This window comes from Acinetobacter lactucae, from assembly GCF_013122135.1.
GTDB lineage: Bacteria > Pseudomonadota > Gammaproteobacteria > Pseudomonadales > Moraxellaceae > Acinetobacter > Acinetobacter lactucae.
The window spans coordinates 3,598,467-3,624,869 of the sequence record NZ_CP053391.1; the positions used below are offsets into that span (position 1 = coordinate 3,598,467).

Below are 26,403 nucleotides of genomic sequence, written 5' to 3' on the forward strand. Positions count from 1 at the left end.
ATGCAGTTATCTCATTTGCTTGAACGCTGGTTTCCACACCCATTTGTTTCAGTTCTCATCATTTTATTTTGGTTGATGCTGGCGCATAGCCTTGATGCGAGTGATCTTTTGACTGCTATGCTTTTAGGCTTGATTATTCCTCGTTTAGTTAAACCGTTTATTACCCGCACACCGCATATTCACTGGAAACCAGCTGTTAAACTATGCTTTGTGGTTCTTTGGGATATTATTATTTCTAACTTTAAGGTCGCAAAACTTGTTTTAGGGCCTACCAAAAAATTACATCCTAAATGGTATCGTGTACCTTTAGAAACAGAACATGAACAGGTCAATACCTTGCTGGCGATGATCATCACCACAACGCCTGGTACGGTTTCTGCGGGTATCGATCAGGAACGTGGGGATATTCTGGTTCATGCTTTGAGCACAGATAATACCGAATCTGACATTCAAGACATCAAACAACGTTATGAAATTCCTCTTATGGAAATTTTTGATGTGAAAAGTAAAACGGAGGCAAGTGCATGACAATCTTACCCTATGCTCTAGGTATTAGCTTGATTGCCGTTACAATCTCGATGCTACTTTGCCTTTTCAGAATGGTCATGGGCCCATCAATTGTAGACCGACTTTTGGCACTCGATACGCTTTTCCTCAATGCAACTTGTCTTATTGTTGTGTTAGGTATTTATTGGATGACGACCTCTCTATTCGAAGGTGCACTACTGGTTGCGATGTTAGGTTTCGTATCTACAGCTGCCTTAGCACGCTACTTCACAACTGGTCATGTTATCGATTAAGGAGAGGTCAAATGCAATTTGCAATGGAAATTATTGTTTCGGTCTTTCTGGTTTTTGGTGCCTTCTTCATGCTAGTGGGCTCAATCGGTATGGTCCGTTTACCTGACTTATTCATGCGCTTACATGCGCCAACTAAGTCGAGTACGCTCGGCTTAGGAAGCTTTCTGATCGCTTCCATGATCTTTTTTGCTTTCCAAGGTCGCTTTGGTTTTGCTGAGCTACTCATTACCCTTTTAGCTTTCATCACCGCACCAGTTTCGGCTAATTTGATTGCTCAAGCTGCGCTACATTTACGTTTACGCTCATTAAGTGGTGAAGTACCTGAAGCCATTGAACGTCCTCTACCTTGGGACCGTTACAAAATTGGTCAACGCTTTTCACAAAACAAACCGCCAATGGAACCTCCTAAAGAATAAAAAATTGAATCAATAAAAAAGCCACCCGAAGGTGGCTTTTTTATTTTGAGTTTTAATTACTCTTGGTCATCTGACTTACGTTCTGGTAAATCTTGTACCGCTTTTTCGATTAGACCAAACATATAGTTACCATATGCATTCGTCTTATCGTAATGGAAACGTAAGCGAGGCGTAATACGAGTCTTAATGCGACGGCTCAATTCGTGACGCAAGAAACCAGAAGCTTTATTTAATACATCTAAAGTTTCTTTATTTGCTGCTTCACTTTGCTCATCGCCTAGTTCACGTCCCATAACGGTGACATAAACTTCAGCATAACCCATATCCGCACTAACTTTCACCGCAGAGATGGTCACTAGACCACCTAAGCGAGGATCTTTAAGCTCTTGACGGATTAGCTCAGACAACTCACGTTGTACTGAATCCGCCATGCGCTTTAAGCGTTGGCTACCCGCCATTAAAGACTCCGTTTAATCAATTGAACATCATACACTTCGATCTTATCTTGTGGTTTGATGTCTTTATAACCTTTAACTGCAAGGCCACATTCCATACCTGCGCGAACTTCCTCAACTACGTCTTTATAACGACGAAGAGATTCAAGCTCACCTTGGAAAATTACAACATCATCACGTAATACGCGAATCGGTTTATTACGATGTAATGTGCCTTCAAGTACCATACAACCTGCTGCTGCACCAAACTTACTTGAGTGGAATACTTCACGTACTTCCGCAACACCCAAGATTGTTTCACGATGTTCAGGAGCAAGTTTACCGCTCATAGCATCTTTCACATCATCAATTAATTCATAAATGATGCTGTAGTAACGAATATCGATACCATCTTGGTCACTTCGCTGACGAGCAGTCGTATCGGCACGAACGTTAAAGCCTAACAATACCGCTTCTGAAGATTCAGCAAGAATCACATCAGACTCAGTAATCGCACCAACACCTGAACTAATTACACGAACTTTTACTTCATCAGTAGATAATTCGTGTAGAGCTGCATTCAATGCTTCTAAAGTACCACGTACGTCTGTTTTCAAAACAACGTTGACTGTAGGAACATCTTTTTTGCCCATTGACGACATGATATTTTCAAGGCGCATTGCGCTTTGACGATCAATACGTTTTTGACGCTCACGGTCAGCACGAGCATCGGCAACTTCACGCGCTTTCTTCTCGTCATTAACAACAAGAACTTCATCACCTGCCATTGGAGCATCTGGTAGACCCAGAATTTCTACAGGAATAGATGGGCCTGCTGATTTAATTGGCTTACCGTTTTCATCAGACATTGCACGGACACGGCCATAAGATGAACCTGCAAGAACAAGGTCACCAATGTTTAATGTACCGTTTTGAACAAGAATAGAAGTTACCGCACCACGGCCTTTATCGACACGTGCTTCAATAACAACACCTTGCGCAGCACCTTCAGCAGATGCTTTTAATTCCATCAATTCTGATTGAATAAGAATTAAATCAAGGAGTTCATCAATACCTTGTCCACTGTGTGCAGAAACCTTAGCAATCGGAACATCACCACCCCATTCTTCTGGAACGATTTGTTTCGTTGTTAATTCATTTAACACACGGTCTGGATCAGCAGATTCTTTATCCATTTTGTTGATTGCAACAATAATTGGAGTACCTGCTGCACGAGCATGGTCAATTGCTTCCGCAGTTTGTGGCATTACACCGTCATCTGCTGCAACAACCAATACAACGATATCTGTTGCTTTAGCACCACGTGCACGCATTGAAGTAAATGCCGCATGTCCCGGTGTATCAAGGAATGTAATAATCCCTTTGTCTGTTTCAACGTGATATGCACCAATATGCTGGGTAATACCACCTGCTTCACCAGCCGCCACTTTCGAACGACGAATACGGTCAAGCAATGATGTTTTACCATGGTCGACGTGACCCATAATGGTAACAACTGGCGGACGAGTTGTTTGCTCACCACGAGCTTCTTCAGCTGCTTCAAGCAAGTTATCTTCCGCTTGTGTATCAGAAACTAAAACAGGGTTGTGGCCCATTTCTTCTACAACAAGTGCCGCTGTGTCTTGATCAATAGCTTGATCTTGGTTAACCAATTCACCCATTTTCATAAGTGTTTTGATAACTTCACGTACTTTAATTGCCATTTTTTGAGCAAGATCGGCAACAACAATGCTTGAACCGATTTCTACATCATAAACTTGCTTTTTAACTGGCTTTTCAAATCCATGCTTATTCGCCTGGCTTGATTTTAAACCACGTTTGTTATGGTTAACAAAGCTTTGCTCTTCTTGACCACGACGACCACCTTTCTTCCCAGCACGTGGGTTAGTGGTTGCGCCACCGCGTTTAATTTCACGGTCTTCTTGCTTAAATGAATCTTCATAAGCTTGGCCAACTAGACCTGAAGCAAGTGGAGAATCATCAATCACACGAATTGTCGTAGTAGCATCGTCATTTGAATACTTAGACGCCATTTTGCGCATTTGTTCAAGTGTACGTTGCTGAGCTTCTTCAGCCGCTTTACGACGTGCAGCTTCTTCAGTTGCTTTTAACTGAGCTGACTGCTCTTCACGAGCTCTTTTCTGTTCTGGAGTTTCAGCTGGTTTTGGTGCAGGTTTTACTGTACCACCACCACGCTTTTTCACTACAACAGCAGCTTTTGGAGCTGTCTGTGCAGCAGTATCTTGTTGATGAGCAGCACGCATAGCATCTAAAGTTGCTTTAGCTTTTTGCTCTGTTTGAAGACGCGCTTTTTGCTCGGCAGTTTCACGCGTTTGCTGTTCTACACGTGCTTTCGCTTCTGCTTCTGCACGTGCTTTAGCTTCTGCTGCAATTTGTTCAGGGTTTGGTTTAGCAAAAACCTGTTTTTTACGTACTTCTACGTTAATCGTTTTTGCTTTACCTGAAGTACTTGCAACTTTAGCGGTACTGGTTGTTTTACGTTTCAACGCAATTTTTCCTGTGTTACCACTTTCCTGACCATGAACTTTTTTCAAATGATTGACCAAAGTATCCTGTTGTTCAGTGGTAATAATGTCGTCTGCTGTACGTTGAGGCAAACCTGCTTCACGAGCCTGTTCTAGGAGCTTCTCAACAGGACGTCCTACACTGAGAGCTAACTCTTTAATCGACTTGTCCGTCATATTTCATCTCCTAGTTAAACCATGATTCGCGAGCTTTCATGATCAATTGACCTGCTTTTTCATGACCAAGACCTTCAATATCAGAGATATCGTCAGTAGCCTGATCTGCCAAATCGTCGACAGTAATAATACCGCGAGCGGCAAGCGAGTAAGCGATCTCAGAAGTCATGCCTTCCATAGTGAGAAGGTCTGCGCTCGGTTCTTGAATATTTTCTTGCTGTTTCAAAGCATCAGTAAGGGCTGCTTCTTTTGCACGACTTTGCAATAACTCAACCAATTCAGCATCAAGCTCAATTTCGTCAAAAGTTTCAGCAGGAACATAAGCAATCTCTTCTAAAGAAGTGAAGCCCATTTCCACCAATGCCATTGCTAAATCTTCTTCAATATCGAGACGTGATACAAACATGTCGAGATATTGCTGAGCTTCATTTTGCTGACGAGCACGATACTCTTCTTCAAGCATCATGTCGAGTTTGTAGCCAGTTAAATCAGAAGCTAAACGAACGTTTTGACCTTGAGAGCCAATCGCACGAGCTAATTGATCGCTGGTTGCAAAAATAATGTCGGCACTTCTTGCATCTTCATCAAGCACGATGCCTGAAACATCAGCTGGTTCTAATGCACTAGCAATGTATTGAGCCGGATCATCAGACCAGACCACTACATCAATACGCTCACCATTTAACTCTTGTTGTACAGCTTGAATACGCGTACCACGCATACCAATACATGCACCTACAGGGTCAATACGGTGATCATTTGTTTTCACTGCAATTTTAGCACGAACGCCCGGTTGACGTGCTGCCGCTTTAATTTCAATGATTTCTTCAGAAATTTCTGGAATTTCTTTTTTCATTAAAGCAATTAACATTTCAGGCTTAGCGCGTGATAACAACAACTGAGCGCCACGACCTTCACGGTTAACATTATATAAAATAGCGTTTACACGTTGTTTTGGACGAAGAATTTCTTTTGGAATCATCTCTTCACGTGCAAGGTAAGCTTCTGCGTTGTCGCCCAAGTCGATAATGAAGCCATCTTTGGTTTGTTTTTTCACTTCACCGTAAATTAACTCACCAACTTTAGACTCGTATGCATCAGCAACTAAAGCACGCTCAGCTTCACGAATTTTTTGTACGATAACTTGTTTTGCAATTTGTGCAGCGATACGACCAAACTCAATAGATTCTACTTCGAGTTCACGCACGTCACCAATTGACCATTTAGCTGGATCAACGTCAGAAATTGCATCTTGGCAAGCTGGCATTTCATGATCTTCATCTGCCACGACAGTCCATTGACGGAACGTACGGTAATCACCAGTTTTACGATCAATTTCTACACGAAGCTGAGCTTCTTCAGCGTGCGTACCTTCGTAAAATCTTTTCTTCGTTGCAGCAACTAGAGCTTGTTCTAAAGCCTCGAAGATCGCTTCACGACTAACACCTTTTTCATTACTAACCGTTTCAACAACGGTAAGAATTTCGCGGCCCATAAGTCACCTACCGATTTCTTATAAAATTTAAATAAATTTAATCTTGATAGATCAAGTTTGCTTTATCGATATTGTTGCTGTCGATCACAAGCACATGCTTCCCATCAACTTCAACCTGAATTTCTTCATTTTCAAGGTCTACTGCGATAAGTTTTGCTTGAAATTTACGACGGTTTTCTACTGCTGCAATTAAACGCAAAGCAATTTGTTGTCCGATGTAGCCTTGTAACTGTTCTAGTTGGAAAAAAGGACGATCCCAGCCTGGTGAAGAAACTTCTAATGAATACTCACCTGAAATTGGATCATGAACATCCAACATTGCGCCAACTTGTTGTGTTACACGCACACAATCTTGTACACCGATACCACGGCCTAGTTCTACTTCGCCATCTTCATTAATTACAGGCTCAGCATCTTCACTTACCGGTTTATCGATATAAATACGCAATAATGAACGTTTACCTTGTGGGAGAAATTCGATTCCCCAAAGGTCAACACCACATGCTTCCACTGCAGGAACAATTAAGTCATGCAATGCTTGGGATTTATTTGATAATTTCATTTACTCTCGTCATTCTCGTGCGATTCAATCGGTTGTTTTAACCGACACAGACCTACTATAGTGAAGCATGACTATTTGACCAATTGATGTCGACACTACACGATAGCGATACGATAACCAATAAAAAAGGGCGTTAATCGCCCCTATTTAGCACAGAAAACAATAGTCCACTGTGCAAAAAGGCCCACCTGTCTGTGAGCCTCTTTTAAGAAACTTGGTAGCGGGAGCTGGATTTGAACCAACGACCTTCGGGTTATGAGCCCGACGAGCTACCAGACTGCTCCATCCCGCATCAACGTGCAAAAATTATATACAAATATCGAAAAAAGTCAATGTAAACTTATCCAATATTAGCTTGATTAAGTTGCACCTTAATCAAATTGGTAGCGGGAGCTGGATTTGAACCAACGACCTTCGGGTTATGAGCCCGACGAGCTACCAGACTGCTCCATCCCGCATCAATAAACTGCTTGCACTCAACTTTCTGGTTCAAAGTTGGTGCGGAAGGGGGGACTTGAACCCCCACGCCCGAAGGCACTACCACCTCAAGGTAGCGTGTCTACCAATTCCACCACCACCGCAGCTTGTGGGACGCATTCTAGTCCTTCCAACTGCAAAAGGAAAGCCTTATTTCGAATTATTGACTCGATTTTGGTGCATTTGGTGAAGTTTCAGGCGATGTCGTTTGAACAGGTGCTGTAGTTTGTACAGTTTTCAAGCTATATGCCTCCGTAGTCTGTTTTTTTGCAAAAACAGCAAGAGTTAAACTCGTCACGAAAAACAAGGCTGTTAAAACTGCAGTAAGGCGAGTAAGGAAATTACCTGAACCCGATGCCCCGAATACAGTTGCAGCTCCGCCACCGCCGAAAGAAGCACCAGCGTCAGCACCTTTACCGTGTTGCACTAGAATCAAGGCAATCATCAGTACCGCTAAAATAATATGTACGATCAGTACAAAAGAGTGCATACCCTATCCTCGTTATTTACTTTGTGCAAAGGCTTGTACAATTTGATAAAAAGATACTGCATTTAATGAAGCACCACCTACCAAAGCACCATTAATATCTGGACATGCTGCCAATTCGACTGCATTTTCAGCTTTTACACTACCGCCATATAAAATCGCAATGCTTGAACCCGCTGAGGTAATCTGACTTAAACCTTCACGAATCTTAGCATGCATTGCCTGTGCATCTTGTGGAGAAGCAGTTTTACCTGTCCCAATTGCCCAGATTGGTTCATAGGCAACTACAATTTGCTTTTGCCACTGCTCAGCAGTCACTACAGGAGCAATATCACAAATTTGTTGCAATACAACTTGTTCTGCCAAACCTTGTTCACGTTGTTCGAGGCTTTCACCAACACAATAAATGACAGTCAAACCCGCATTTAATGCATTTTGGAGTTTAGCTTTCAAAATTTCAAAGTTGTCGCCAAAAATATCACGGCGCTCAGAATGCCCAACTAGTACAAAATTAATTTGGCTATCTTTTAATAATTCTGCGCTGACTTCGCCAGTATACGCACCAGTACCCGCTACACGTGATACGTCTTGTGCAACTGTATATACTGTTCTTGCAGCATCTTGCAATTGTGTTTGTACCATTGCAAGTGCAATAGAAACTGGAGCAACCCCTACATGACAGCTTTCATCTGCAATTTGGTCTTGTTGCAATAGTTGTTTAAATTCTTCTATAAGTTGTTTGGCATTGGCACGCATTGGGTTCATTTTCCAGTTGCCAACTACCCAAGGCGTAATCGTCGAACCCGACATACGGCTCACCTTTCATCAAAAATGCAGCACATTCTACACGCATTTATACAAATTTCAGATACTTTTCTTTAACGGCTTTGCCGCTATCTTTTCTAGTTATTGAAAACAGTTATAAAACTTTATTGATTCTAAAGAATCATCTTTTAAAAATTAATGAATAAAAACTTCGACTAGTTCAAGCTTTGGTGAGTGGATCAAGACCAGAGCATCATTTTCTAAGGTAGTAATTTTAGATAACAAAAGTATAATTTTTTATATACCAATTATAAACATATGAGTACAGGTAGGCAGATGTCAGTCATACATACATCTCCAAAATTTTCGGGGTTTTTTCGGCGATTAGTCGAAGAAAAACATGTGTCGGCAGCGACCATGCAAACAGCATTAGATGCAGCAAAGAGAGCTAAACGGGATACGGTTGCGTACCTGATTGAAGAGATTCATCTCTCCCCTTCTTTATTAGCTGAAACTATTTCTATTGAATTTGCTGAACCATATTTTGATCTGGACGTTTACGATACCAACCAAATTCCTAAAGATTTGGTTGACCAAAAACTGATTTTAAAACATCGGGTCTTACCTCTTATACAAAGAGGACAGATTTTATATGTCGCGACCAGCAATCCAAGTAATATTGAGGCGATTGATGCCATTCGCTTCAATAGTAAGCTCATGGTTGAACCAGTTATTGTCGAGCACCATAAGCTTGAGAAAATTCTGACGCAACAATTTACCGAAGAGAGCAGTTTCGAGTTTAGTGATGAAGAGTTTGATCTTGATGTAGACCTTGAAGCTCCACCATCACAAGAGGATGAGGAAGAAACACCTCAAGGCGATGAAGCACCTATTGTTAAATATATTAATAAATTACTCATCGATGCGATTCGTATGGGAGCTTCAGACTTGCATTTTGAACCCTATGAAAAATCATATCGGGTCCGTTACCGAGTCGACGGCGTGTTGCGTCAGATTGCAAATCCGCCTTTGCAATTGGCTAACCGTTTGGCTTCACGTTTAAAAGTCATGTCTCAAATGGATATTTCCGAAAAACGGGTGCCTCAAGATGGTCGTATCAAACTTAAGCTGTCAAAAACTAAAGCAATCGATTTTCGTGTGAACTCACTTCCAACCTTGTTTGGTGAAAAACTGGTTCTGCGTATTCTCGATCCATCTAGCGCGATGCTCGGAATTGATGCTTTAGGATATGAAGAAGATCAGAAAGCTCTTTTTTTAGAAGCACTGGATAAGCCCCAAGGTATGCTTCTAATTACAGGCCCTACTGGCTCTGGTAAAACGGTATCTTTATATACAGGCTTAAATATTTTAAATACCGAAAGCTCTAATATTTCCACTGCCGAAGATCCAGTCGAAATCAACCTTGAAGGTATTAATCAGGTTAACGTCAACCCGAAAGTAGGTCTTACTTTTTCGGCCGCACTTAAATCATTTTTACGTCAGGACCCTGACATTATTATGGTTGGTGAGATTCGTGACTTAGAAACGGCTGAAATTGCGATTAAAGCTGCGCAAACCGGTCACATGGTAATGTCCACACTGCATACCAATAGTGCTCCAGAAACACTAACTCGCCTACGTAATATGGGCGTTCCATCCTTTAATATCGCAACTTCTGTCAATCTGGTGATTGCTCAACGTTTGGCACGTCGGCTATGCCCACAGTGTAAAATACCTGCTGACATTCCTAAACAGAGCCTATTAGAAATGGGCTTTACCGAACAAGATTTAACCCATCCCGATTTTCAAGTTTTTCAACCTGTCGGTTGTACTGAGTGTCGGGAAGGCTATAAAGGTCGAGTAGGTATTTACGAGGTAATGAAAGTTACACCTGAAATTTCCAAGATTATTATGGAAGATGGCAATGCTTTAGAAATCGCTGCTGCTTCTGAAAAACTGGGGTTTAATAATCTGCGTCGTTCGGGATTAAAGAAAGTCATGCAGGGTGTTACTTCTTTACAGGAAGTAAACCGCGTGACCAGTGAATAAAAGACAATTTAAAAATAAGGATAATTCATGACTGTCAAAAAGGCACAAATGATGCCGACTTTTGCTTATGAAGGGGTTGACCGTAAGGGCGTAAAAATTAAGGGAGAACTTCCAGCTAAGAATATGGCCTTAGCCAAAGTCACCCTACGCAAACAAGGGGTAACTGTCCGTAATATTCGAGAAAAGCGTAAAAATATTCTTGAGGGTTTATTCAAGAAGAAAGTATCAACACTCGATATCACGATTTTTACCAGACAACTTGCAACAATGATGAAAGCAGGGGTTCCACTGGTACAAGGCTTTGAAATTGTAGCGGAAGGCCTAGAAAACCCAGCCATGCGCGAGGTAGTACTTGGTATTAAAGGCGAAGTTGAAGGTGGTAGTACTTTTGCTTCGGCTTTAAGAAAGTATCCTCAACACTTCGATAACTTGTTTTGTTCTCTTGTAGAGTCTGGTGAACAATCTGGTGCGCTTGAAACCATGTTGGACCGCGTGGCAATTTACAAAGAAAAAAGTGAATTGCTTAAACAGAAAATTAAGAAGGCTATGAAATATCCAGCAACGGTTATCGTGGTTGCCGTGGTTGTTACCATTATTTTGATGGTTAAAGTCGTTCCCGTTTTCCAAGACCTGTTTTCATCTTTTGGCGCAGATTTACCTGCATTCACCCAAATGGTCGTGAATATGTCGAAATGGATGCAGGAATACTGGTTCATTATGATCATTGTGATTGGAGCAATTATTGCTGCATTTTTGGAAGCCAAAAAGCGTAGTAAAAAATTCCGTGATGGTTTAGATAAACTCACCCTGAAACTACCTATCTTTGGTGATCTGGTTTACAAGGCGATTATTGCCCGTTATAGCCGTACTTTAGCCACCACGTTTGCCGCAGGTGTTCCACTCATTGATGCGCTTGAGTCAACGGCTGGTGCAACCAACAATGTCATTTATGAACAAGCCGTCATGAAAATTCGTGAAGATGTTGCTACAGGCCAACAACTCCAATTTGCGATGCGCGTTTCAAATCGTTTTCCATCTATGGCTATACAAATGGTCGCAATTGGTGAAGAATCTGGTGCACTAGACAGCATGCTCGATAAAGTTGCCACTTATTATGAAAATGAAGTTGATAATGCCGTTGATGGTTTAACTTCAATGATGGAACCTTTAATCATGGCAATTTTAGGGGTGCTTGTAGGTGGGCTAGTGATTGCTATGTATCTTCCAATTTTCCAAATGGGCTCAGTCATATAATGCAAGAAATTATTGCTTATTTCATTCAAAACTTAACTGCACTTTATATTGCTGTTGCACTATTGAGCCTATGTATTGGTAGTTTTTTGAATGTAGTAATTTATCGCACCCCAAGAATGATGGAGCAAGATTGGCAGCAGGAATGTCAAATGTTGCTTAATCCTGAGCAACCCATCATTGAGCATGAAAAGCTGACATTAAGTAAGCCTGCTTCATCATGTCCTGAGTGCCATCAACCCATCCGTTGGTATCAAAATATTCCTGTCATAAGCTGGTTGATGTTAAGAGGAAAATGTGGCTATTGCCAATATCCCATTAGTATTCGTTATCCAACGATTGAACTACTCACTATGCTATGTTCATTAGTAGTCGTCATGGTTTTTGGTCCAACCCTACAAATGCTTTGGGGGCTAGTCCTGACTTGGGTTTTGATTGCTTTAACATTTATAGACTTTGATACTCAGCTGCTCCCCGACCGTTTTACCTTGCCTTTGGCTGCTCTCGGCTTAGGTATTAATACATTTAATATTTACACCTCGCCTAACTCAGCCATTTGGGGATATTTAATCGGCTTTTTATGCCTTTGGATTGTGTATTACTTATTTAAAGTGATTACAGGCAAAGAAGGTATGGGTTACGGCGACTTTAAATTGCTTTCCGCATTAGGCGCGTGGATGGGGCCATTGATGCTGCCATTAATTGTGCTATTGTCATCTTTACTCGGTGCAATTATTGGCATCATTTTACTAAAATTGCGTAATGATAATCAGCCCTTTGCGTTTGGGCCATATATTGCCATTGCGGGTTGGGTTGCCTTTTTATGGGGTGATCAGATTATGAAAATTTATTTGGGAGGTTAAGATGGCTTTTATTCTGGGAATCACAGGTGGAATTGGCAGTGGAAAATCTGCAGCAACACAATGGTTTGAGTCCCAAGGAATCCAAGTCGTCGATGCCGACATTGTTGCTCGCGAAGTGGTTGAAAAAGGCCAACCTGCCCTCCAAAAAATCCAACAAACTTTTGGAGATTGGGTGCTACAACCCGACGGCAATCTAGACCGCCGAGCCCTACGTGAATATATTTTTCAAAACCCTGAAGCGAGAGAAACCCTTGAGAAAATCACACATCCAGCCATTCGCCAATCTATTATTCAACAGCTACAAAATCCTAAAAGTCCTTATGTGATTTTAGTTTCACCACTACTTTTTGAAACCAACCAGCATGAGCTGGTTAACCACACCTTATTAGTTGATGCGAGTGAACAAACTCAAGTTCAGCGTGCAAGCCAGCGAGATGGGCAAAACCAAGAACAAATCCAGAAAATTATTGCAGCACAAATGCCACGCGAGCATAAACGTGAACTTGCCAATGACATTGTGTTTAATGACGGACTACTCGAGCATTTATATCAGCAATTAGAGCCTTTACATCAAAGCTATTTGAAACGTACAAACTAATCTTGCTTATTTTGCAGTTGAATCTTTTGCGCCAAGCTATCTTGTCGAAACCAGCGCCAAGGTTGTAAGGCACCGATTCCCATTCCGACCAAGCCCACTACAATCGATGGGCTTAATGACTCGCCAAGTAAAGGTACAGCTAAAATGGCAGCAATAAACGGCGCTAAAGTAACAATACTTCCCGTTTTAAAAGCACCAAGTCGCTGAATCGCTGCTACATAGGTTAATGTCGCAATAATCACGACAAACACACCGTGGAAAATGCCTTGTATCGCTAGATGAACAGGACTGACTTCCATGAAATGTTTAGGTAAGAATACAGCATAGATGGGTAAATAGATCATTGCAGACCAAATCGCAACACTTGCCATAGAGTGCCATGCGGAAAGTTTCCACTGTTTAAGTAATACAGTGAAAATGCCCCACCAAATCGCACTAATAAATAGAAGTAAATCCCCCACGCCAAAAGCAGAAGCATTACCTTGCAACATCAACACACTCATGAGAGCCAAGGCAGTGATCATAATTGCCAAACTCACCCATGTATGCTTATCAAATGGTTGCCTAAATAAAATGTATGCTGCAATTGCAGTACAAATTGGAATACAACCATTTAAAAAAATAGCAGCATGTGCAGCAGGAGCATAGAGAAACGCGGTATAGACGGTAAGACAATAAATGACCCCGCCAATCAGAGCCAAAATAACAGCGTGCTTACTCCATAAAAAAGCGAGATCTTTTTTATAGATTAGAATCGGCATCAAAATCAGGAAGGCGATAGCAAAACGCAGAGCAGCAATGTCCCAAGCACTGATGTGCCACTGTGCATTTAAACGGGCAAAAAGTGTAAACCCGCCCCAAATGCACATGGTCACCAATACAAAGAAATAACCTTGCTTACGGGGAGACATATCAAGACTGCTTACAAATTAGAAAGGCAGCTAGATTATACCTCAGAACGCTGACGGCAAGCCTCATAAAGTGCCATACCGGTTGCCACGCTCACATTGAGACTCTGTAAATTTCCAGACATCGGAATATACACTTTATGATCACATTGTGCCTGTGTAATTGGGCGTAAACCTGTATCTTCGGCTCCCATCACGATCACGACTGGACCCGCGAAATCACATTTTTGAATTGGCATTGCACTTTCATCAAGCATAGTGCCAATCACACGTATGTGAGTCGTTTCTTTGAGATGGGCTAATGTACGAGCCAAGTTTGTGACTTGAATGAATTTAACTTTTTCAGCTCCACCCGCGGCAACTTTACGAGCTGTGGGGGTTAAACTTGCCGAACGATCACGAGGTACAATCACTGCTTGCACGCCCATTGCAGCAGCGGTACGGATGCAAGCCCCTAAGTTATGCGGGTCTGTCACCTGATCTAATGCCAACAATAAAGCATCTGGCGTTTCAGCCAAGATCTGATCTAGATCTTTTTCATTTAAAGTCGGATGCGGACGTACTGCTGCAACCACGCCTTGATGAAACGGTAGACCAGCAAGCTTTTCGAGACTATCACGGCTTGCTTTTTGTACACTAATGCCAAAAGGCTCTGCTAATTGCAAAATCTTTTGCAAACGCTGGTCATCCCGTCCTTTTAAAGTAAACAGGGTTAGCACACGTTCCGGTTCAAGTTCTAACAATGACTCCACTGAATGAACGCCATAATAATATTCCGGTTTTGCCATGCATGACCTCTAACAACGTTTGAGCAAAAAAATAAAAATCCTGCAAAGCCAACTTCACAGGATTTCTTTGGGCATAGTGTACCCGATTTGAATAGGAATTTCTTAGCCTTCTAAATGGCACACATAATCGAGGACTTCATCAGTTTCGATTTTAAAGAGGCTGTTGCCAGGCACATAAAATGATTGTCCTGCACGGAACAATTCACTTTCATTGCTGTCCGCAATTGTTACGCGGCATTCACCTGAAATAATTTCCATACGCTCAGGAACATGCGTTTCAAAAGTTAAAGCTTGCTCAGTCGGCAAAATAACACCTAGTGTTTTTTTTGTTCCATCTTCAAATTGCACGGTATGGCTGATACATGCTCCACCAAAATAAACGTTTGATTTTTTGATGACCGTTACATGATCAAATTGGGTTGAACTCATGCACACTCTCCAGATAATGCCGTATTTATATAAATTATGTTGAATGTAGTTTAATTGTGCCTAAATAACTAATCAATCAGTTTTCATACGGATAGACTTGTAATTTCCACTGCTGTGCCTGAATTTTTTTGGCAAAAGCATAAGGTAAGTTAATCTCAATATTTCGACTATTCGACACAATTGCATCGTATCTGCAAACTTCGACCTGATTTTCATCTAAGAGCACCCAACAAACTCTCTGTGCAGTTGGATGGGCAACTGCTGTAGCAATTATTGGTGAACCGTCATTCATTCCTACATGAAAATTTTCACTGTCATTTTGCATTAACGCCAGATCATAAGCTGGAAAATCGATAGCCTCTGAGTCAAATTGCTGACTATCGTGTATCAGCACACTTTGTTTTAAAGTCGGCCAAATACAGTAGCGCAAATAATGTTGATCCATCACCCGATTATCCAGATAACGTCCGGTGGCAACATAATCCCTGATATGTGCTTCAATATTATGAAAAATCCCCGCACATCCGCCCCACATTCCCGCTAAAATTAATTCGGTATGAGAATAATTATCTCGCATTAAGTGAAACCATTTATCACTCTTGAGCCAAGCATCTACAGCTGCTTTTTCTCGGTTCGAGACAATGGAGTCGGCATCACGTATCAGAAAACGCTTAATTGTCGGATCATCCATCACCAAAAAGCGCCAAAACAGACCAGATAGCTGTTTTTGAGAATCTGTAACCTGAATAACTTGCGCGCCCTTCTCTTTTAAGCGCTGTTGCACCAGTACTGGCACACTTTCATCGACATAAAAGCGACACGTCCATTCTGGATAAATCTGTTTGGCAAGCTGAGTATTTAAAATAGAGGTTTCACAATAGCGGGGGTTTGCCCCAAACAATGAAAAAGCAATAATATTTTCTTCAGGGTTTGCACTAAATGCTGGTGGTGCTTGATCTGGAATCACCAAAACAGGTTCGCTCTTCGCTAATTCTTTTTTGGTTGAAATTGCCAAGCGTCCAAATTTGATTGTTTCTTCTTTTTTCTTTAAATGATGACAAACTTCTGTGAGTCCATCATATAAGTTGGTATTTACATTCGTTCCACTCGCCTGAATCGCTTGTAAATAATGCGGATAGGCTTCGTTATAACGACCTAAACGTAATTCGGTATAAGCCAAGTCAGATAAAGCTCCCGGATGTTTAGGAACTAAGCTAACAGCTTGTTTAACATGTTGATAAGCTTTGGCATAATCGCCTTGTGCTGCTGCTTGTTTAAATGCATTAAAATGTTGATTTAAAATTTTATTCATTTCCGCAGGGTTGTTTTTTTTATGGCGGTTCATCATCCCTATTGGTGGTTTCGGTAAGCTTAATGTTTTTTTCATTGTAAATATCCGTAATCTTGCTGTTCTATAATTTCAGTTAGAATAATAGATCACTTGTAGCAAATTCAAAACTTCTCTATCTTTAACCCATAATTTGGCGCGTTGGATGCGTTTATGCTCACACATTTAACTTTAATTAATTTTGCATTAGCTGATCATTTGGCTATTGATATAGAACAAGGATTTAATGTTCTAACAGGCGAAACAGGTGCCGGAAAATCATTATTACTGGATGCACTTTCTGCCTGCCTTGGGGAACGTACAGATACAAATTATGTCCGTTACGGTTCGGATAAAGCGGATATCACTGCTGTTTTTACCTATCAAAATAATAGTCCTGAAGCAAAATGGCTCCAAGACCACGAGCTTGATGATGATTCTGGGGAAATTCATTTACGTCGGGTGATTTTTGCAACCGGACGCAGCAAAGCATGGGTTAATGGACGTCCAAGCAGTCTATCCGAACTTAAAGAACTAGGGCGTTTGCTGGTTCAGCTCTATAGTCAGCACAGCCAGCAGCAACTTCTTGAGCCGCCTTATCCAAAGCATTGGCTAGATCGTTATAACAATTTTTATGCTGAAGCAAATGATGTACGTGATGCTTATAGCACATGGCAACGTACCATTCGTTTGCATCAAGCAGCTTTAGATGCACAAGTAACTCGTCTACAACGTATTGGTACTTTAGAGCATCAAATTGAAGAACTCGAAGAGGTCATTCAAACTGACTATAAAGAAATTGAGCAAGAGTTTGATCGCCTCAGTCATCATGAACATATCATGCAAGACTGTAGCTATAGTTTAAATGTGCTTGATGAAGCTGAGCAAAATATTACTCAAGAAATGTCTTCGATTATTCGCAGATTAGAATCCCACGCGGGGCGTAGCGAACAGCTTTCTGAGATCTATAATTCTTTACTCAATGCTCAAAGTGAAATAGATGATGCAACAGCAAACTTGCGTCAATTTATTGATCGTCAAAGTTTTGATCCAGAACGAATGGAAGAACTTAATTCTAAACTTGAAGTCTTCCATCGTTTAGCACGTAAATACCGAACTCAACCAGAAACGCTTAAAGAAGAATATGAAGCTTGGCAAAGCGAGCTTGAGCAATTACATCAACTTGAAGACCCAGAAACACTGGCCGAACAAGTTGAAAAGTCTCATGAGGAATTCTTAGAAAAAGCTCAACATTTAGACAATATTCGTCGTGAAGCTGCCACCCCACTTGCTAAACAATTAACCGAACAAGTTAAACCTTTAGCGTTACCAGAGGCACACTTCGAGTTTAAGTTTGAACCACTCGAGCAGCCTACTGCTGAAGGTTTAAGTTTTATTCAGCTTTTATTTACGGCTAACAAAGGTATTCCGCCACAACCACTAGCACGCGTCGCTTCAGGTGGTGAACTTTCACGTATTGCACTAGTGATGCAAGTGATGAATGCTGAGAAAACTGAAGCCGAAGTATTGGTGTTTGATGAAATTGATGTCGGGATTAGTGGTGGTACCGCAGAAGTGGTAGGACGTTTACTTGCCGACCTAGCCCAACATGTTCAGCTCTTATGTATTACTCACCAAGCACAAGTTGCAGCACAGTCTGATCAGCATTTATTAGTGAAGAAACAACAAACTGACCCAGCCAGCAGTACAATCGTGGAACTAGACGAAAATCAAATCATTTTTGAGTTAGCACGCATGTCAGGCGGTGTTGAAATTAATGAAACAACCTTGCAACACGCAAAACAATTACGCCAACTTAAATTTCAGGCTTCTTCAAATTAATAAAAAATGAGAGAAAAAGATTGGCGAAATCCGATTAACTCTTGTATGTTGATAAAAAGAACCTATATAGATAAAAGGGTCGAGAGACCCTCTAGTGACATTTTTTGAGGGAGAACCGCTTAGGTGACCAAACAATATCTGACTCACCGTTGTCTGATTGCCCCGCCAGAAATGGCAGATGACTTTTTTGCAAACACTGTAATTTATCTTGCACGTCATGATGAAGAAGGTGCTCAAGGCATTATTATTAATCGTCCTTCCGGTATCCAAATTAAAGAATTACTCAATGATCTCGACATTGAAGCAGACAATGTAAATCCACATGCGGTTTTACAAGGTGGCCCATTACGTCCCGAAGCTGGATTTGTTCTTCATACTGGACAGCCAACATGGCATTCATCTATTGCTGTAGGTGAAAATGTCTGTATTACCACCAGTAAAGATATTCTGGATGCGATTGCCCATAATGAAGGTGTTGGTCGATATCAGATTGCTCTAGGCTATGCGAGCTGGAGCAAAAATCAGTTAGAAGAAGAAATTACGCGTGGTGACTGGCTGATTTGTGATGCCGATATGGACCTGATTTTTAATCTGCCTTACGACGATCGTTGGGATGCAGCTTATAAGAAAATCGGTGTAGATCGTGCGTGGTTAGCATCTGAAATCGGACATGCTTAATGACCGAGACACAATCAAAATCGATTATGGCTTTTGACTTTGGCACTCAAAAAATGGGAATGGCGATTGGCCAGTCTTCAATTGAAAGTGCCAATCCCCTCCCTCTATTTGTGATGAAAGATGGTATTCCAAACTGGGATCAGCTCTTAAAAATCGTGAAAGAATGGCAACCTGATTTATTTTTGGTGGGTTTGCCTTTAAACATGGATGATAGCGAGTCAGAACTTTCTACACGTGCCCGTAAATTTGCGAGACGTTTACGCCATCAAACCAACATAGAAACATTCATGGTAGATGAGCGTTTAACTACCCGTGAAGCACGAGAAGAACTAGGCTTCTACCAAGAGCAAGGTCGAGCCAAAAAACTCTCGGCAGATAGTTTTGCAGCAGCATTACTCATCCAGAGTTGGTATCGAAATCCAGTCGGTTTAACACCGTAAGATTAAAAAAAGGAAGGCTGAAGCCTTCCTTTTTTATTTCTCGTTTTATTTCTCGATAATATGCACAGTTGCCGTACGCCCAGAGACGAAAGCTAGCTGGTTTTTCGGTGTTTCATCTAATACAATTTTCACAGGTACACGCTGCGCTAAACGAACCCAACTAAACGTTGGATTTACATTGGCAAGAAGTTTAGAGCTGCTTGAGCGCTCGCGATCTTCAATACCTGATGCAATACCTTGTACATGGCCCTTAATTTTCTGGCTATCACCCATTAACTGTACACTGGCCTGATCACCAACATGAATACGGTTTAATTTAGTCTCTTCAAAATAACCCACAACATAGAGTTGTTTACGGTCAAGTAGTGCTGCAACAGCCTGTCCAACTTGAACATAGTTACCTGGGCGCATATCAAAGTTAGATAAAGTACCATCAGCTGGAGCAACCACCGCAGCACGATGCATATTAAGCTCAGCCAAATGCAAATTACTCGTTGCGGCTTCAATCAAAGCCTGTTGTTGCTTCACAGTCGCTTCCGCTTGTTGAATGGCAGCTTGGAGTTGCTCATGTTCAGCGTGAGATTGATCACGTGTTGCGAAAACCTGATCTTGTTCTTGTTTAGAGATAGCACCATCCATGAGATTTGAATAGCGGCTTGCGTTTTTCTCGGCTAACTTAATATTCGTATCTGATTTAATCAGGTTCGCTTTTGCTTGTGCCAAACCAGCTTGTGCTTGGGCAAAGGCTGCTTTTGCTTTTGCTAAATCAGACTTTGCCTGCTCTACGTCTAAAGCTCGGCGAGAAACATCAATTTTAAATAGCACCTGGCCTTTTTTCACAGTCTGGTTATCTTGAACCAATACTTCTGTGACAAGGCCCGCAACATCCGAAGATACTTGAATAACGTCACCACGAACTCGCCCATCGCGGGTCCACGGCGCCGCGTTATAGTAATTCCACAAATGCACAATGGTATAGACCGCCACCATTAATGCGACAATCAAAATTACTGGACGGATGACTTTTTTCAAATCCACCTGATTCATTTCACTCACCTAACTCAATCTTTAATTTCGCAAACATCTCTACGCACCGACCCCAACAAAAATTTGATGTATTACCAAAAGCAGTAACAGGTAAAAACACAAATTAAAAATACTAGGTAATGCAATCCAGCCTTGTGCAATCAACTTGTTTGTTAAAGGACTTAACCCACGGAAACAGATATATGCCAAGAGTGCTTGAACGAGCAAAGAAGGCACATAAATCCCATAAACATTAAACTCACCCATTTGCTGTGGCTCCTCTCAGGGGGCTGTTTTCATTCATTTGCTCTGATGAAACATGGCACATGCTATAAGCAATATTGTTCAGTGAAATGAGTAATCTTTGTCGCATAGTCATATCTTCAACATTTGAAGCAAGCTGTTTTAATTCAAATAACGCTCGGTAGATTCGCTCTACCAAAGCGGTTGTATCATTTCCATCATTTTCTTTCGCTCTAAACAGCTCATCCAGATTTTGTTGCAAATGACCAATATGCTGAGTGAGTTCAGAGGTTTGAGGGAACTGATTGGCTAACTCTTGCAATCGGCTTAAATCGACAATACTACTCGACTCAATCAGGGCCTGATGAATTGAAGTTTTAATCTCGTCAGACTGCACCATTTTGCTGTTTAGAATCCCAATTCGATCTAGCATACTGCGTAGATGAACTTTAAAATCAAGACCATATGGCAGATAGATCGCTTGTCGCATGGCACGATAATGCAAGGCTAAAATACGGCTTGCACTTGTATCTGGTGACATAGCGCGAACAACGTCAATGACAATCAAAGACACTAAAACACCTAAGATCATGGCAAATGAACTATCAAGATAAGACACCGCATCCATGCTATAAGCATTGTGCAGGTTTAGTCCCATCATGGTATTAATACCCAACACCATACCTACCGGCATCAGCATCTGGTTAGCCATCATAGACACGGCGAATAAGAACATCGGTAATAAAACCAATCCAAGTTCCCAAAAAGTGGTGACATGAGGGAAAATACCAAATGCATAAACGAAGACTAAAACTGCTGAAGCAATACTGCCCCAGATAAAAATACGCAAAACCGGAACCGGGTTATCTAAGGCCGTTAAAATACAGGCCGTTACTGCGCCCATCTGTGCCATCATAAATCCAGCTTTCCATCCCGACACAATCCAGACTCCAGTCACAATAAATGTAATAAGGACTGCACTGATACCGCCTCGTATCGCCACACCATGATCTCGGTGCAAACTTGGATATTTGGTCGTCATTGGGGTAATGTTGTCAGGAATTTCTTTATTACCGTGCTGAATTCGCTGCCACAAGACTTTAACCGCTAACACATTGCTAATGAAATGGCGCACATCCATTTTCATGGCTGCAACCAAAACTTGTTGATGTGTAGAAGCCGACTCCATCAAACTTGCAAAATCACTTTCAAACTCATCAGGCAACTGCAAAATATTTTCATCAATAATCAGATCTTTTTGCTCTAAAAACTGTACGACATGAGCTGAGAGCTGTTGCAGCTTTTCTGCATGCGTCTCGATAAACCGAAGTTCTTGAAGCTGCTTAATACGCTCAGATAAAGCCACCAGATTAGCCACCACCATTGATATTTGATGGAGCATTTCTTGCAAGGGTTTGGTCATGCCATGCAGTTCGCCCTTTTCATAGCTCAAATGTACTGCCAAGGCATGAATGTCTGTGGTGTCGCGAGTAATGGCAGCCAAAAGCTGAGTATTGTTCTGCTGCGAATCTGTATTTAATAAATTAGCAAACAGATTTTCTGTATCTTTTAGGGTTTTGATCACCCGCTGTTTAATTGCCGAGCCAATATGCATTGGAAGAATCGTGGCAGAAACCACAGCACTTGAAATCACGCCAATTGAGATTTCTATGACTCGAGCTAAAGCAATATCGAATATATTGTATTGATCAATATAGGTAATCGCATTGAAGACAATCATGGCTGTCGAGTAACCCGCCAGCATAAAAGCATAACTACGTGGAGTACGATCGAGTAACGACACATAAAGCGCAAAACCCACCCACAACGACAACACCACGGTAAATATCCAAGGTGTATTAATTAGATGTGGCGTTAGGGTTAAGGCAATCACAGCTCCGCCAATTGTCCCTACCACTCGATAGACACATTTAGAGGACACCATTCCTGAATATGGATTGGCAATAATCAGAACCGTGCCAATCGACCACATCGGGTTAATTAGATCTAATTCAAACGAAACAAATAGTGCCAACATTCCGGCAATAAATGTTTTTAAGGCAAAGATCAGATCAAGCCTACTCGGGCGGAACGCCAGTATTTGCTTTAATAACATGAACTCATCTCAAATACAGATTTGAACTGATGAGCATGCCCTTCAATGTTTGATTGCCTTTCTAAAGACAACACAACTTTGCCATTTGCTTATAAGCAAATGATATGAGGAGCATCCTTCAATACAATGATTTTTCCACATCTCGCCTGATTGGCCGAGATGATTTCAGTTTGGGCGCCATTTAAACGGCCAAGCTTTGGAAAGAAGAGGTATCAAGAAATCAATCTGGAACCGACCAATTTCTCGATTAGATATTTTGTTTGGCAATTTTTTCAAAATAAAGCGATTTAGTCAACCAAAATATCTCTATTTGATAATTTGATATATTTTTTAATTATCGTATATGATGTATAAGCCAAGAGAAGTTTTCTCTTTGTCAGAGTAAAATACTCAAATCAGGCATTTATTTTAGAATTGAGACAAATCTTCTTTTTTTCTGTTATAAAAACTCAAAGATGACCCGTTGTTAAAGGATACGAACAAGACATTATGGCAATTTCAAGTTTTGGCAAAATTTTAACCGTACTGGACCTATTTTCAGTTTCGCGTCCAATCATTAACGTCGATATTATTTGCGAAGAACTTGGCTTGTCCAAACCAACGAGTTACCGTTACCTCAAAGAGCTAGTATCAGCCGATCTATTAAAACGTATTAATGGAACCTCTGGCGATTATACCTTAGGCTCAAAAATTGCAGTTCTTGACTATATCTCTAGAACAACCGACCCACTGGTTCAGATCAGCACACCGTTTATGCGAAATATTGTAGAACGTACCGAACTGTGCTGTTTACTTACTTATTTAAATGATGACTATTGCATTGACATACATCATGAAATATTTAAAGACACTGAATTACTTTCATATGGTCGAGGTTGCCCAAGACCGATTTACGTTGGATCATCTCCAAAAACAATGGTTTCGCATTTAAGTAAACAACGGATGCAGGACTACTACCACCGTTACCAACAAGAATTAAAACAATCAGGTTTTGCTGAAGATGAACCAAGCTTTATTCAGCGTATGCGTAAAATCAAAAAACAAGGCTTCTATTTCTCACAAGGTGAGATTGATCCGAATGTTTCAGGTCTAGCGGTTCCTGTTCGTTTTTCAAATAAAGAAGTACCTTTAGCTTTGACTCTAGTTGCCTCTAAAAATCGTTTTGATTTTTTAAACGTTGAAAAGCTCATCGAAATTTTGCAAGAAAATGCAGCACTTATTGAACAACGTTTTATGGAATTATCTGAAAAAGGTGAAATCTAAAACCCCACCTTATGATAATTTAAACTTTTCTTACACTTTAAAACATTGAATATATCACAATATTCTCATATTATGATTTTAGCTCTTATTGATGATTCTTTTCATCAGCAGCTCATCAGTAGAAGCATCCCCCTCAGAGGAATAAGCTCATGCTGCCATCATGGGCTTTTTTCTTGCCCGCTTTTTAATGAAGGTTATAAAAACTGAAATTGCCGAAAAGTAAGATTAATACGCGGCTGTAAAATCTTGGTTGAGCGATTTAAACGGTGTTGCCAATATTGTTGAGTCTCACCGCGCATCACAATGAGTTGGCCTGGCTGTAACCACAATTCAACTTTCTCTTTACTTTGAATATGCCTAAAAGAAAATTTTCGGGTAGCACCAAAGCTTAAAGAAGCGATTGTGGTTGTTCTTGCCAAAGACACATCTGAGTCACTGTGCCAAGCCATTCCTTGAGTCCCATCTTCATAAAGATTTGCCAAACAAGAATTAAATTTTTCTGAAAGTATTTGCTCTACCTGTTGTTTTAGTTTGGCGAGTGCTTTGTCCCAAGGCAAAGAATCACGCGCGACACCCGAATATTTATATTGATAGTAGTCATCTCCATACCATGCAACTTTTCGAGCTGTAATAAAGTGCTTGCCATACAACTTAGCCTCGTCATGTTTCCATGCGAGGTGTTGATAAAGATAGTGAAAATATTGTTCAGCTTCTTCAGGGCTTAAAATACAACCATAGTCCTGAACTTCACCATCGTAGGGTAATAAATTCTCACAAGGCTCTGGAGAAAATAAATCCAAGGTCATACAGTTTCTCCGTGTTGCTTTGACATCTCCCAAGCTAACAATGCCAATTTACGTCCTTTTTGCCAATGATATTCTCCAACCATCCCTGTGGCACGGATCACTCGATGGCAAGGAATCAAATATGCAATCGGATTTTGTCCAATTGCGGTAGCTACGGCTCTGACTGCTTTAGGCTTGCCAATTTGCTCTGCAATATCTTGGTAAGTCCGAAGTTGTCCTTCTGGAATAGTGAGCAAGGCTTCCCATACTTGCAGCTGAAATGGGGTTCCAGCCAAATTAAGAGGAAGTTTCTGCTGTAAATGTTCTGAAAAATCCTGTTCAAACCATTTTGCAATTTGTTGATGCCAAATCGGTGACTGATTTTTTAATTGAGCTTTCGGAAAAGACTGTTGAATGAGATGTTCAATATTCTCGTAAGTTTCGATAAATCGAATAGAGCATATACCTTTGTCACTACTGACCACTAACAACTCACCAAATGGGCTTGTCTCAACCGAATAATTAAGAATAACGCCTTCGCCCTGCTGTTTATATTCACCGGGTGTCATCCCTTCAAGCTGAATAAATAGATCATGTAAACGACCAGTACCAGATAAACCCGTATTTAACGCAGTTTCTAATAAACTCCGTTGCTGCAACAGATAATATTTGGCCTGCTGCAAACTCATATATTGAACAAATTTTTTCGGGCTGATCCCTACCCATTCCTGAAACTGACGTTGGATATAACCTGAACTTAAATTCATATGACTCGCAACATCGTCCAGACTCGGTTGCTGGTCTAGATGTTCATATAAATATTCAATTACAGTGGCAATTACAGCAAATTGCCGAGAAGAAAGCATTTGCATGTGTCACCTCCTTAGCACTTATATCTTACATTAAAGTAGCCAAAGCCCTATGACGACCCGATTCTTGCACTCTTCAAAAATAAAAAAGCCTTTCATTGTAGAAAGGCTTCATCATTCAATTTGGGCTTAAGGCTGCTTTAAATAAGGCCAAGCTGCTTTGAGGTAAATAAACATAGACCATAAAGTTAAAATGACCGCTGTATATAACAAAGCATAGGCAAGCATTTCTAAAGGCTGCCAATTGAGTAAGAACACACTAATAGCAATCATCTGAAAGGCTGTTTTATATTTACCTACAGTTGATACTGCTACACTGGTTCGTGCACCAAGTTCTGCCATCCATTCACGCAAAGCAGAAACCGTAATTTCTCGCGAAATAATCACAATTGCGGCAAATGCCATTGAAATGGTTGGATTCCACTGTACTAAAACAATCAGTGCGGCCGCCACCATGAGCTTATCTGCAACTGGATCTAAGAAACGGCCAAATGCTGAAGTCTGGTTTAAAGTTCGTGCCAAATAGCCATCAAACCAATCGGTAATAGCAGCAAACACAAAAATAGCCGTCAAGATAATATGACGACTCATACTTCCTTCGTGCTCACCAATACCCATTGCAGGCGGCCAATACGCAATCACCAAAAATACAGGAATAAGCGCGATACGCGCCAAAGTTAGGATATTTGGGATATTCAGGATTCGCCCTGTGGTCATAAACACCGCCAATTAAGTCTTCAAGCATCTTGTAACAGACAAAAATACTTTC

27 protein-coding genes, 3 tRNA genes and 1 pseudogene are annotated in these 26,403 nt (G+C 41.0%); 11 read left to right on the plus strand and 20 right to left on the minus strand.

The genetic code is table 11. From position 1 onward, the window contains the following. From HLV59_RS16775 to HLV59_RS16785, 3 genes are read left to right on the plus strand one after another with little or no spacing between them, the layout of a single operon-like run. The gene (locus HLV59_RS16775) at positions 1-528 is read left to right on the plus strand and encodes a Na+/H+ antiporter subunit E (RefSeq protein ID WP_004794999.1); all 528 of its coding nucleotides are present in this window, start codon (positions 1-3) and stop codon (positions 526-528) included. Further along, positions 525-800: a monovalent cation/H+ antiporter subunit F gene (locus tag HLV59_RS16780; RefSeq protein ID WP_016144171.1), complete on the plus strand. Its 276-nt coding sequence runs from the start codon at positions 525-527 to the stop codon at positions 798-800. The genes HLV59_RS16775 and HLV59_RS16780 overlap by 4 nt, the downstream gene beginning before the upstream one ends. 11 nt (positions 801-811) lie before the next feature. Further along, positions 812-1,216 (plus strand): Na+/H+ antiporter subunit G, encoded by a 405-nt coding sequence (locus tag HLV59_RS16785; RefSeq protein WP_014208229.1) that lies wholly within the window; start codon positions 812-814, stop codon positions 1,214-1,216. Positions 1,217-1,272: 56 nt separating this feature from the next. On the opposite strand, the gene HLV59_RS16790 is transcribed toward HLV59_RS16785, so the two are convergent. The 9 genes from HLV59_RS16790 to tpiA form a co-directional block, all read right to left on the minus strand. Beyond that, complete coding sequence (locus HLV59_RS16790; RefSeq protein WP_002114836.1) at positions 1,273-1,674, minus strand: ribosome-binding factor A; 402 nt, start codon at positions 1,672-1,674, stop codon at positions 1,273-1,275. Further along, positions 1,674-4,373 (minus strand): translation initiation factor IF-2, encoded by a 2,700-nt coding sequence (gene infB, locus HLV59_RS16795; protein WP_031947214.1) that lies wholly within the window; start codon positions 4,371-4,373, stop codon positions 1,674-1,676. The genes HLV59_RS16790 and infB overlap by 1 nt, the downstream gene beginning before the upstream one ends. 10 nt (positions 4,374-4,383) lie before the next feature. Next, positions 4,384-5,868, minus strand: a complete 1,485-nt coding sequence (gene nusA, locus HLV59_RS16800; protein WP_002115134.1) for a transcription termination factor NusA — start codon at positions 5,866-5,868, stop codon at positions 4,384-4,386. Between the two features lie 37 nt (positions 5,869-5,905). Further along, entirely contained in the window at positions 5,906-6,430 is a 525-nt protein-coding gene (rimP, locus tag HLV59_RS16805; RefSeq protein WP_016144169.1) for a ribosome maturation factor RimP, read from the minus strand. A gap of 215 nt (positions 6,431-6,645) precedes the next feature. Next, positions 6,646-6,722: transfer RNA gene (locus HLV59_RS16810), tRNA-Met, on the minus strand. 89 nt (positions 6,723-6,811) lie between these two features. Continuing rightward, positions 6,812-6,888 (minus strand) — tRNA-Met (locus tag HLV59_RS16815). Between the two features lie 38 nt (positions 6,889-6,926). Continuing rightward, positions 6,927-7,011: transfer RNA gene (locus HLV59_RS16820), tRNA-Leu, on the minus strand. A 56-nt stretch (positions 7,012-7,067) separates the two neighbouring features. Further along, positions 7,068-7,397: a preprotein translocase subunit SecG gene (gene secG / locus HLV59_RS16825; protein ID WP_171430410.1), complete on the minus strand. Its 330-nt coding sequence runs from the start codon at positions 7,395-7,397 to the stop codon at positions 7,068-7,070. A gap of 12 nt (positions 7,398-7,409) precedes the next feature. Continuing rightward, positions 7,410-8,204 (minus strand): triose-phosphate isomerase, encoded by a 795-nt coding sequence (gene tpiA / locus HLV59_RS16830; RefSeq protein ID WP_216606738.1) that lies wholly within the window; start codon positions 8,202-8,204, stop codon positions 7,410-7,412. Between the two features lie 291 nt (positions 8,205-8,495). Here tpiA and pilB point away from each other — a divergent pair, with 291 nt between their 5' ends. Genes pilB through coaE form a run of 4 tightly spaced genes read left to right on the plus strand, consistent with a single transcriptional unit; the run spans position 8,496 to position 12,920 of the window. Then, on the plus strand, positions 8,496-10,208 hold the full coding sequence (gene pilB / locus HLV59_RS16835; protein WP_081175451.1) for a type IV-A pilus assembly ATPase PilB: 1,713 nt from the start codon (positions 8,496-8,498) through the stop codon (positions 10,206-10,208). A gap of 27 nt (positions 10,209-10,235) precedes the next feature. Next, positions 10,236-11,462 (plus strand): type II secretion system F family protein, encoded by a 1,227-nt coding sequence (locus HLV59_RS16840; protein WP_016144166.1) that lies wholly within the window; start codon positions 10,236-10,238, stop codon positions 11,460-11,462. Then, positions 11,462-12,322: a prepilin peptidase gene (locus HLV59_RS18790; RefSeq protein ID WP_171430412.1), complete on the plus strand. Its 861-nt coding sequence runs from the start codon at positions 11,462-11,464 to the stop codon at positions 12,320-12,322. The genes HLV59_RS16840 and HLV59_RS18790 overlap by 1 nt, the downstream gene beginning before the upstream one ends. Position 12,323: 1 nt before the next feature. Beyond that, entirely contained in the window at positions 12,324-12,920 is a 597-nt protein-coding gene (gene coaE / locus HLV59_RS16850; RefSeq protein ID WP_171430413.1) for a dephospho-CoA kinase, read from the plus strand. Here the strand turns inward: coaE and HLV59_RS16855 are convergent. The 4 genes from HLV59_RS16855 to HLV59_RS16870 form a co-directional block, all read right to left on the minus strand. After that, entirely contained in the window at positions 12,917-13,831 is a 915-nt protein-coding gene (locus HLV59_RS16855; RefSeq protein WP_171430414.1) for a DMT family transporter, read from the minus strand. The genes coaE and HLV59_RS16855 overlap by 4 nt on opposite strands. A gap of 35 nt (positions 13,832-13,866) precedes the next feature. Then, the gene (gene rlmB / locus HLV59_RS16860) at positions 13,867-14,616 is read right to left on the minus strand and encodes a 23S rRNA (guanosine(2251)-2'-O)-methyltransferase RlmB (RefSeq protein ID WP_171430415.1); all 750 of its coding nucleotides are present in this window, start codon (positions 14,614-14,616) and stop codon (positions 13,867-13,869) included. Between the two features lie 102 nt (positions 14,617-14,718). Next, positions 14,719-15,045 (minus strand): pyrimidine/purine nucleoside phosphorylase, encoded by a 327-nt coding sequence (gene ppnP / locus HLV59_RS16865; RefSeq protein ID WP_002115102.1) that lies wholly within the window; start codon positions 15,043-15,045, stop codon positions 14,719-14,721. A 76-nt stretch (positions 15,046-15,121) separates the two neighbouring features. Then, positions 15,122-16,432: a tetratricopeptide repeat protein gene (locus HLV59_RS16870; protein WP_171430416.1), complete on the minus strand. Its 1,311-nt coding sequence runs from the start codon at positions 16,430-16,432 to the stop codon at positions 15,122-15,124. 114 nt (positions 16,433-16,546) lie between these two features. Here HLV59_RS16870 and recN point away from each other — a divergent pair, with 114 nt between their 5' ends. From recN to ruvX, 3 genes are all read left to right on the plus strand, one after another. Continuing rightward, positions 16,547-18,214, plus strand: a complete 1,668-nt coding sequence (gene recN, locus HLV59_RS16875) for a DNA repair protein RecN (RefSeq protein WP_171430417.1) — start codon at positions 16,547-16,549, stop codon at positions 18,212-18,214. Positions 18,215-18,337: 123 nt separating this feature from the next. Next, positions 18,338-18,892, plus strand: coding sequence for a YqgE/AlgH family protein (locus HLV59_RS16880; RefSeq protein ID WP_016144159.1), 555 nt, complete (start codon positions 18,338-18,340; stop codon positions 18,890-18,892). Further along, positions 18,892-19,332, plus strand: a complete 441-nt coding sequence (gene ruvX, locus HLV59_RS16885) for a Holliday junction resolvase RuvX (RefSeq protein WP_031947205.1) — start codon at positions 18,892-18,894, stop codon at positions 19,330-19,332. Before HLV59_RS16880 ends, ruvX begins: the two co-directional genes overlap by 1 nt. A gap of 45 nt (positions 19,333-19,377) precedes the next feature. Here ruvX and HLV59_RS16890 read toward each other — a convergent pair whose 3' ends face one another. The 4 genes and pseudogenes from HLV59_RS16890 to HLV59_RS16905 all read right to left on the minus strand — a co-directional run bounded on the left by HLV59_RS16890 (position 19,378) and on the right by HLV59_RS16905 (position 22,839). Then, positions 19,378-20,379 carry an HlyD family secretion protein gene (locus HLV59_RS16890; protein ID WP_016144157.1) on the minus strand — a complete coding sequence of 334 codons (1,002 nt, stop codon included), beginning with the start codon at positions 20,377-20,379 and terminating at the stop codon, positions 19,378-19,380. Positions 20,380-20,418: 39 nt separating this feature from the next. Continuing rightward, entirely contained in the window at positions 20,419-20,625 is a 207-nt protein-coding gene (locus HLV59_RS16895) for a DUF1656 domain-containing protein (RefSeq protein WP_002115096.1), read from the minus strand. Then, on the minus strand, positions 20,618-22,717 hold the full coding sequence (locus HLV59_RS16900) for an FUSC family protein (protein ID WP_062849626.1): 2,100 nt from the start codon (positions 22,715-22,717) through the stop codon (positions 20,618-20,620). Before HLV59_RS16900 ends, HLV59_RS16895 begins: the two co-directional genes overlap by 8 nt. After that, a pseudogene (locus HLV59_RS16905) lies at positions 22,708-22,839 on the minus strand (hypothetical protein). The gene HLV59_RS16900 and the pseudogene HLV59_RS16905 overlap by 10 nt, the downstream one beginning before the upstream one ends. 367 nt (positions 22,840-23,206) lie before the next feature. On the opposite strand from HLV59_RS16905, the gene HLV59_RS16910 reads away from it, so the two are divergent. Beyond that, positions 23,207-23,980 carry an IclR family transcriptional regulator gene (locus HLV59_RS16910; RefSeq protein WP_002114686.1) on the plus strand — a complete coding sequence of 258 codons (774 nt, stop codon included), beginning with the start codon at positions 23,207-23,209 and terminating at the stop codon, positions 23,978-23,980. Between the two features lie 194 nt (positions 23,981-24,174). Here HLV59_RS16910 and HLV59_RS16915 read toward each other — a convergent pair whose 3' ends face one another. The 3 genes from HLV59_RS16915 to pgsA all read right to left on the minus strand — a co-directional run bounded on the left by HLV59_RS16915 (position 24,175) and on the right by pgsA (position 26,351). Then, positions 24,175-24,786, minus strand: a complete 612-nt coding sequence (locus HLV59_RS16915; RefSeq protein ID WP_016144153.1) for an alpha-ketoglutarate-dependent dioxygenase AlkB family protein — start codon at positions 24,784-24,786, stop codon at positions 24,175-24,177. Then, a complete protein-coding gene (locus HLV59_RS16920) occupies positions 24,783-25,637 on the minus strand; it encodes a methylated-DNA--[protein]-cysteine S-methyltransferase (protein ID WP_171430418.1) in 855 nt (284 codons plus the stop codon). Before HLV59_RS16920 ends, HLV59_RS16915 begins: the two co-directional genes overlap by 4 nt. A 126-nt stretch (positions 25,638-25,763) precedes the next feature. Further along, positions 25,764-26,351 (minus strand): CDP-diacylglycerol--glycerol-3-phosphate 3-phosphatidyltransferase, encoded by a 588-nt coding sequence (gene pgsA, locus HLV59_RS16925; protein WP_002114808.1) that lies wholly within the window; start codon positions 26,349-26,351, stop codon positions 25,764-25,766. Positions 26,352-26,403 lie beyond the last annotated feature (52 nt).

Excerpts from the sequence above, each read along its gene's own strand:
- HLV59_RS16775 (WP_004794999.1), top strand. The coding sequence starts at position 1 with ATGCAGTTATCTCATTTGCTTGAACGCTGGTTTCCACACCCATTTGTT.
- HLV59_RS16780 (WP_016144171.1), top strand. The coding sequence starts at position 525 with ATGACAATCTTACCCTATGCTCTAGGTATTAGCTTGATTGCCGTTACA.
- HLV59_RS16785 (WP_014208229.1), top strand. The coding sequence starts at position 812 with ATGCAATTTGCAATGGAAATTATTGTTTCGGTCTTTCTGGTTTTTGGT.
- HLV59_RS16790 (WP_002114836.1), bottom strand. The coding sequence starts at position 1,674 with ATGGCGGGTAGCCAACGCTTAAAGCGCATGGCGGATTCAGTACAACGT.
- infB (WP_031947214.1), bottom strand. The coding sequence starts at position 4,373 with ATGACGGACAAGTCGATTAAAGAGTTAGCTCTCAGTGTAGGACGTCCT.
- nusA (WP_002115134.1), bottom strand. The coding sequence starts at position 5,868 with ATGGGCCGCGAAATTCTTACCGTTGTTGAAACGGTTAGTAATGAAAAA.
- rimP (WP_016144169.1), bottom strand. The coding sequence starts at position 6,430 with ATGAAATTATCAAATAAATCCCAAGCATTGCATGACTTAATTGTTCCT.
- secG (WP_171430410.1), bottom strand. The coding sequence starts at position 7,397 with ATGCACTCTTTTGTACTGATCGTACATATTATTTTAGCGGTACTGATG.
- tpiA (WP_216606738.1), bottom strand. The coding sequence starts at position 8,204 with ATGTCGGGTTCGACGATTACGCCTTGGGTAGTTGGCAACTGGAAAATG.
- pilB (WP_081175451.1), top strand. The coding sequence starts at position 8,496 with ATGTCAGTCATACATACATCTCCAAAATTTTCGGGGTTTTTTCGGCGA.
- HLV59_RS16840 (WP_016144166.1), top strand. The coding sequence starts at position 10,236 with ATGACTGTCAAAAAGGCACAAATGATGCCGACTTTTGCTTATGAAGGG.
- HLV59_RS18790 (WP_171430412.1), top strand. The coding sequence starts at position 11,462 with ATGCAAGAAATTATTGCTTATTTCATTCAAAACTTAACTGCACTTTAT.
- coaE (WP_171430413.1), top strand. The coding sequence starts at position 12,324 with ATGGCTTTTATTCTGGGAATCACAGGTGGAATTGGCAGTGGAAAATCT.
- HLV59_RS16855 (WP_171430414.1), bottom strand. The coding sequence starts at position 13,831 with ATGTCTCCCCGTAAGCAAGGTTATTTCTTTGTATTGGTGACCATGTGC.
- rlmB (WP_171430415.1), bottom strand. The coding sequence starts at position 14,616 with ATGGCAAAACCGGAATATTATTATGGCGTTCATTCAGTGGAGTCATTG.
- ppnP (WP_002115102.1), bottom strand. The coding sequence starts at position 15,045 with ATGAGTTCAACCCAATTTGATCATGTAACGGTCATCAAAAAATCAAAC.
- HLV59_RS16870 (WP_171430416.1), bottom strand. The coding sequence starts at position 16,432 with ATGAAAAAAACATTAAGCTTACCGAAACCACCAATAGGGATGATGAAC.
- recN (WP_171430417.1), top strand. The coding sequence starts at position 16,547 with ATGCTCACACATTTAACTTTAATTAATTTTGCATTAGCTGATCATTTG.
- ruvX (WP_031947205.1), top strand. The coding sequence starts at position 18,892 with ATGACCGAGACACAATCAAAATCGATTATGGCTTTTGACTTTGGCACT.
- HLV59_RS16890 (WP_016144157.1), bottom strand. The coding sequence starts at position 20,379 with ATGAATCAGGTGGATTTGAAAAAAGTCATCCGTCCAGTAATTTTGATT.
- HLV59_RS16895 (WP_002115096.1), bottom strand. The coding sequence starts at position 20,625 with ATGGGTGAGTTTAATGTTTATGGGATTTATGTGCCTTCTTTGCTCGTT.
- HLV59_RS16900 (WP_062849626.1), bottom strand. The coding sequence starts at position 22,717 with ATGTTATTAAAGCAAATACTGGCGTTCCGCCCGAGTAGGCTTGATCTG.
- HLV59_RS16910 (WP_002114686.1), top strand. The coding sequence starts at position 23,207 with ATGGCAATTTCAAGTTTTGGCAAAATTTTAACCGTACTGGACCTATTT.
- HLV59_RS16915 (WP_016144153.1), bottom strand. The coding sequence starts at position 24,786 with ATGACCTTGGATTTATTTTCTCCAGAGCCTTGTGAGAATTTATTACCC.
- HLV59_RS16920 (WP_171430418.1), bottom strand. The coding sequence starts at position 25,637 with ATGCAAATGCTTTCTTCTCGGCAATTTGCTGTAATTGCCACTGTAATT.
- pgsA (WP_002114808.1), bottom strand. The coding sequence starts at position 26,351 with ATGACCACAGGGCGAATCCTGAATATCCCAAATATCCTAACTTTGGCG.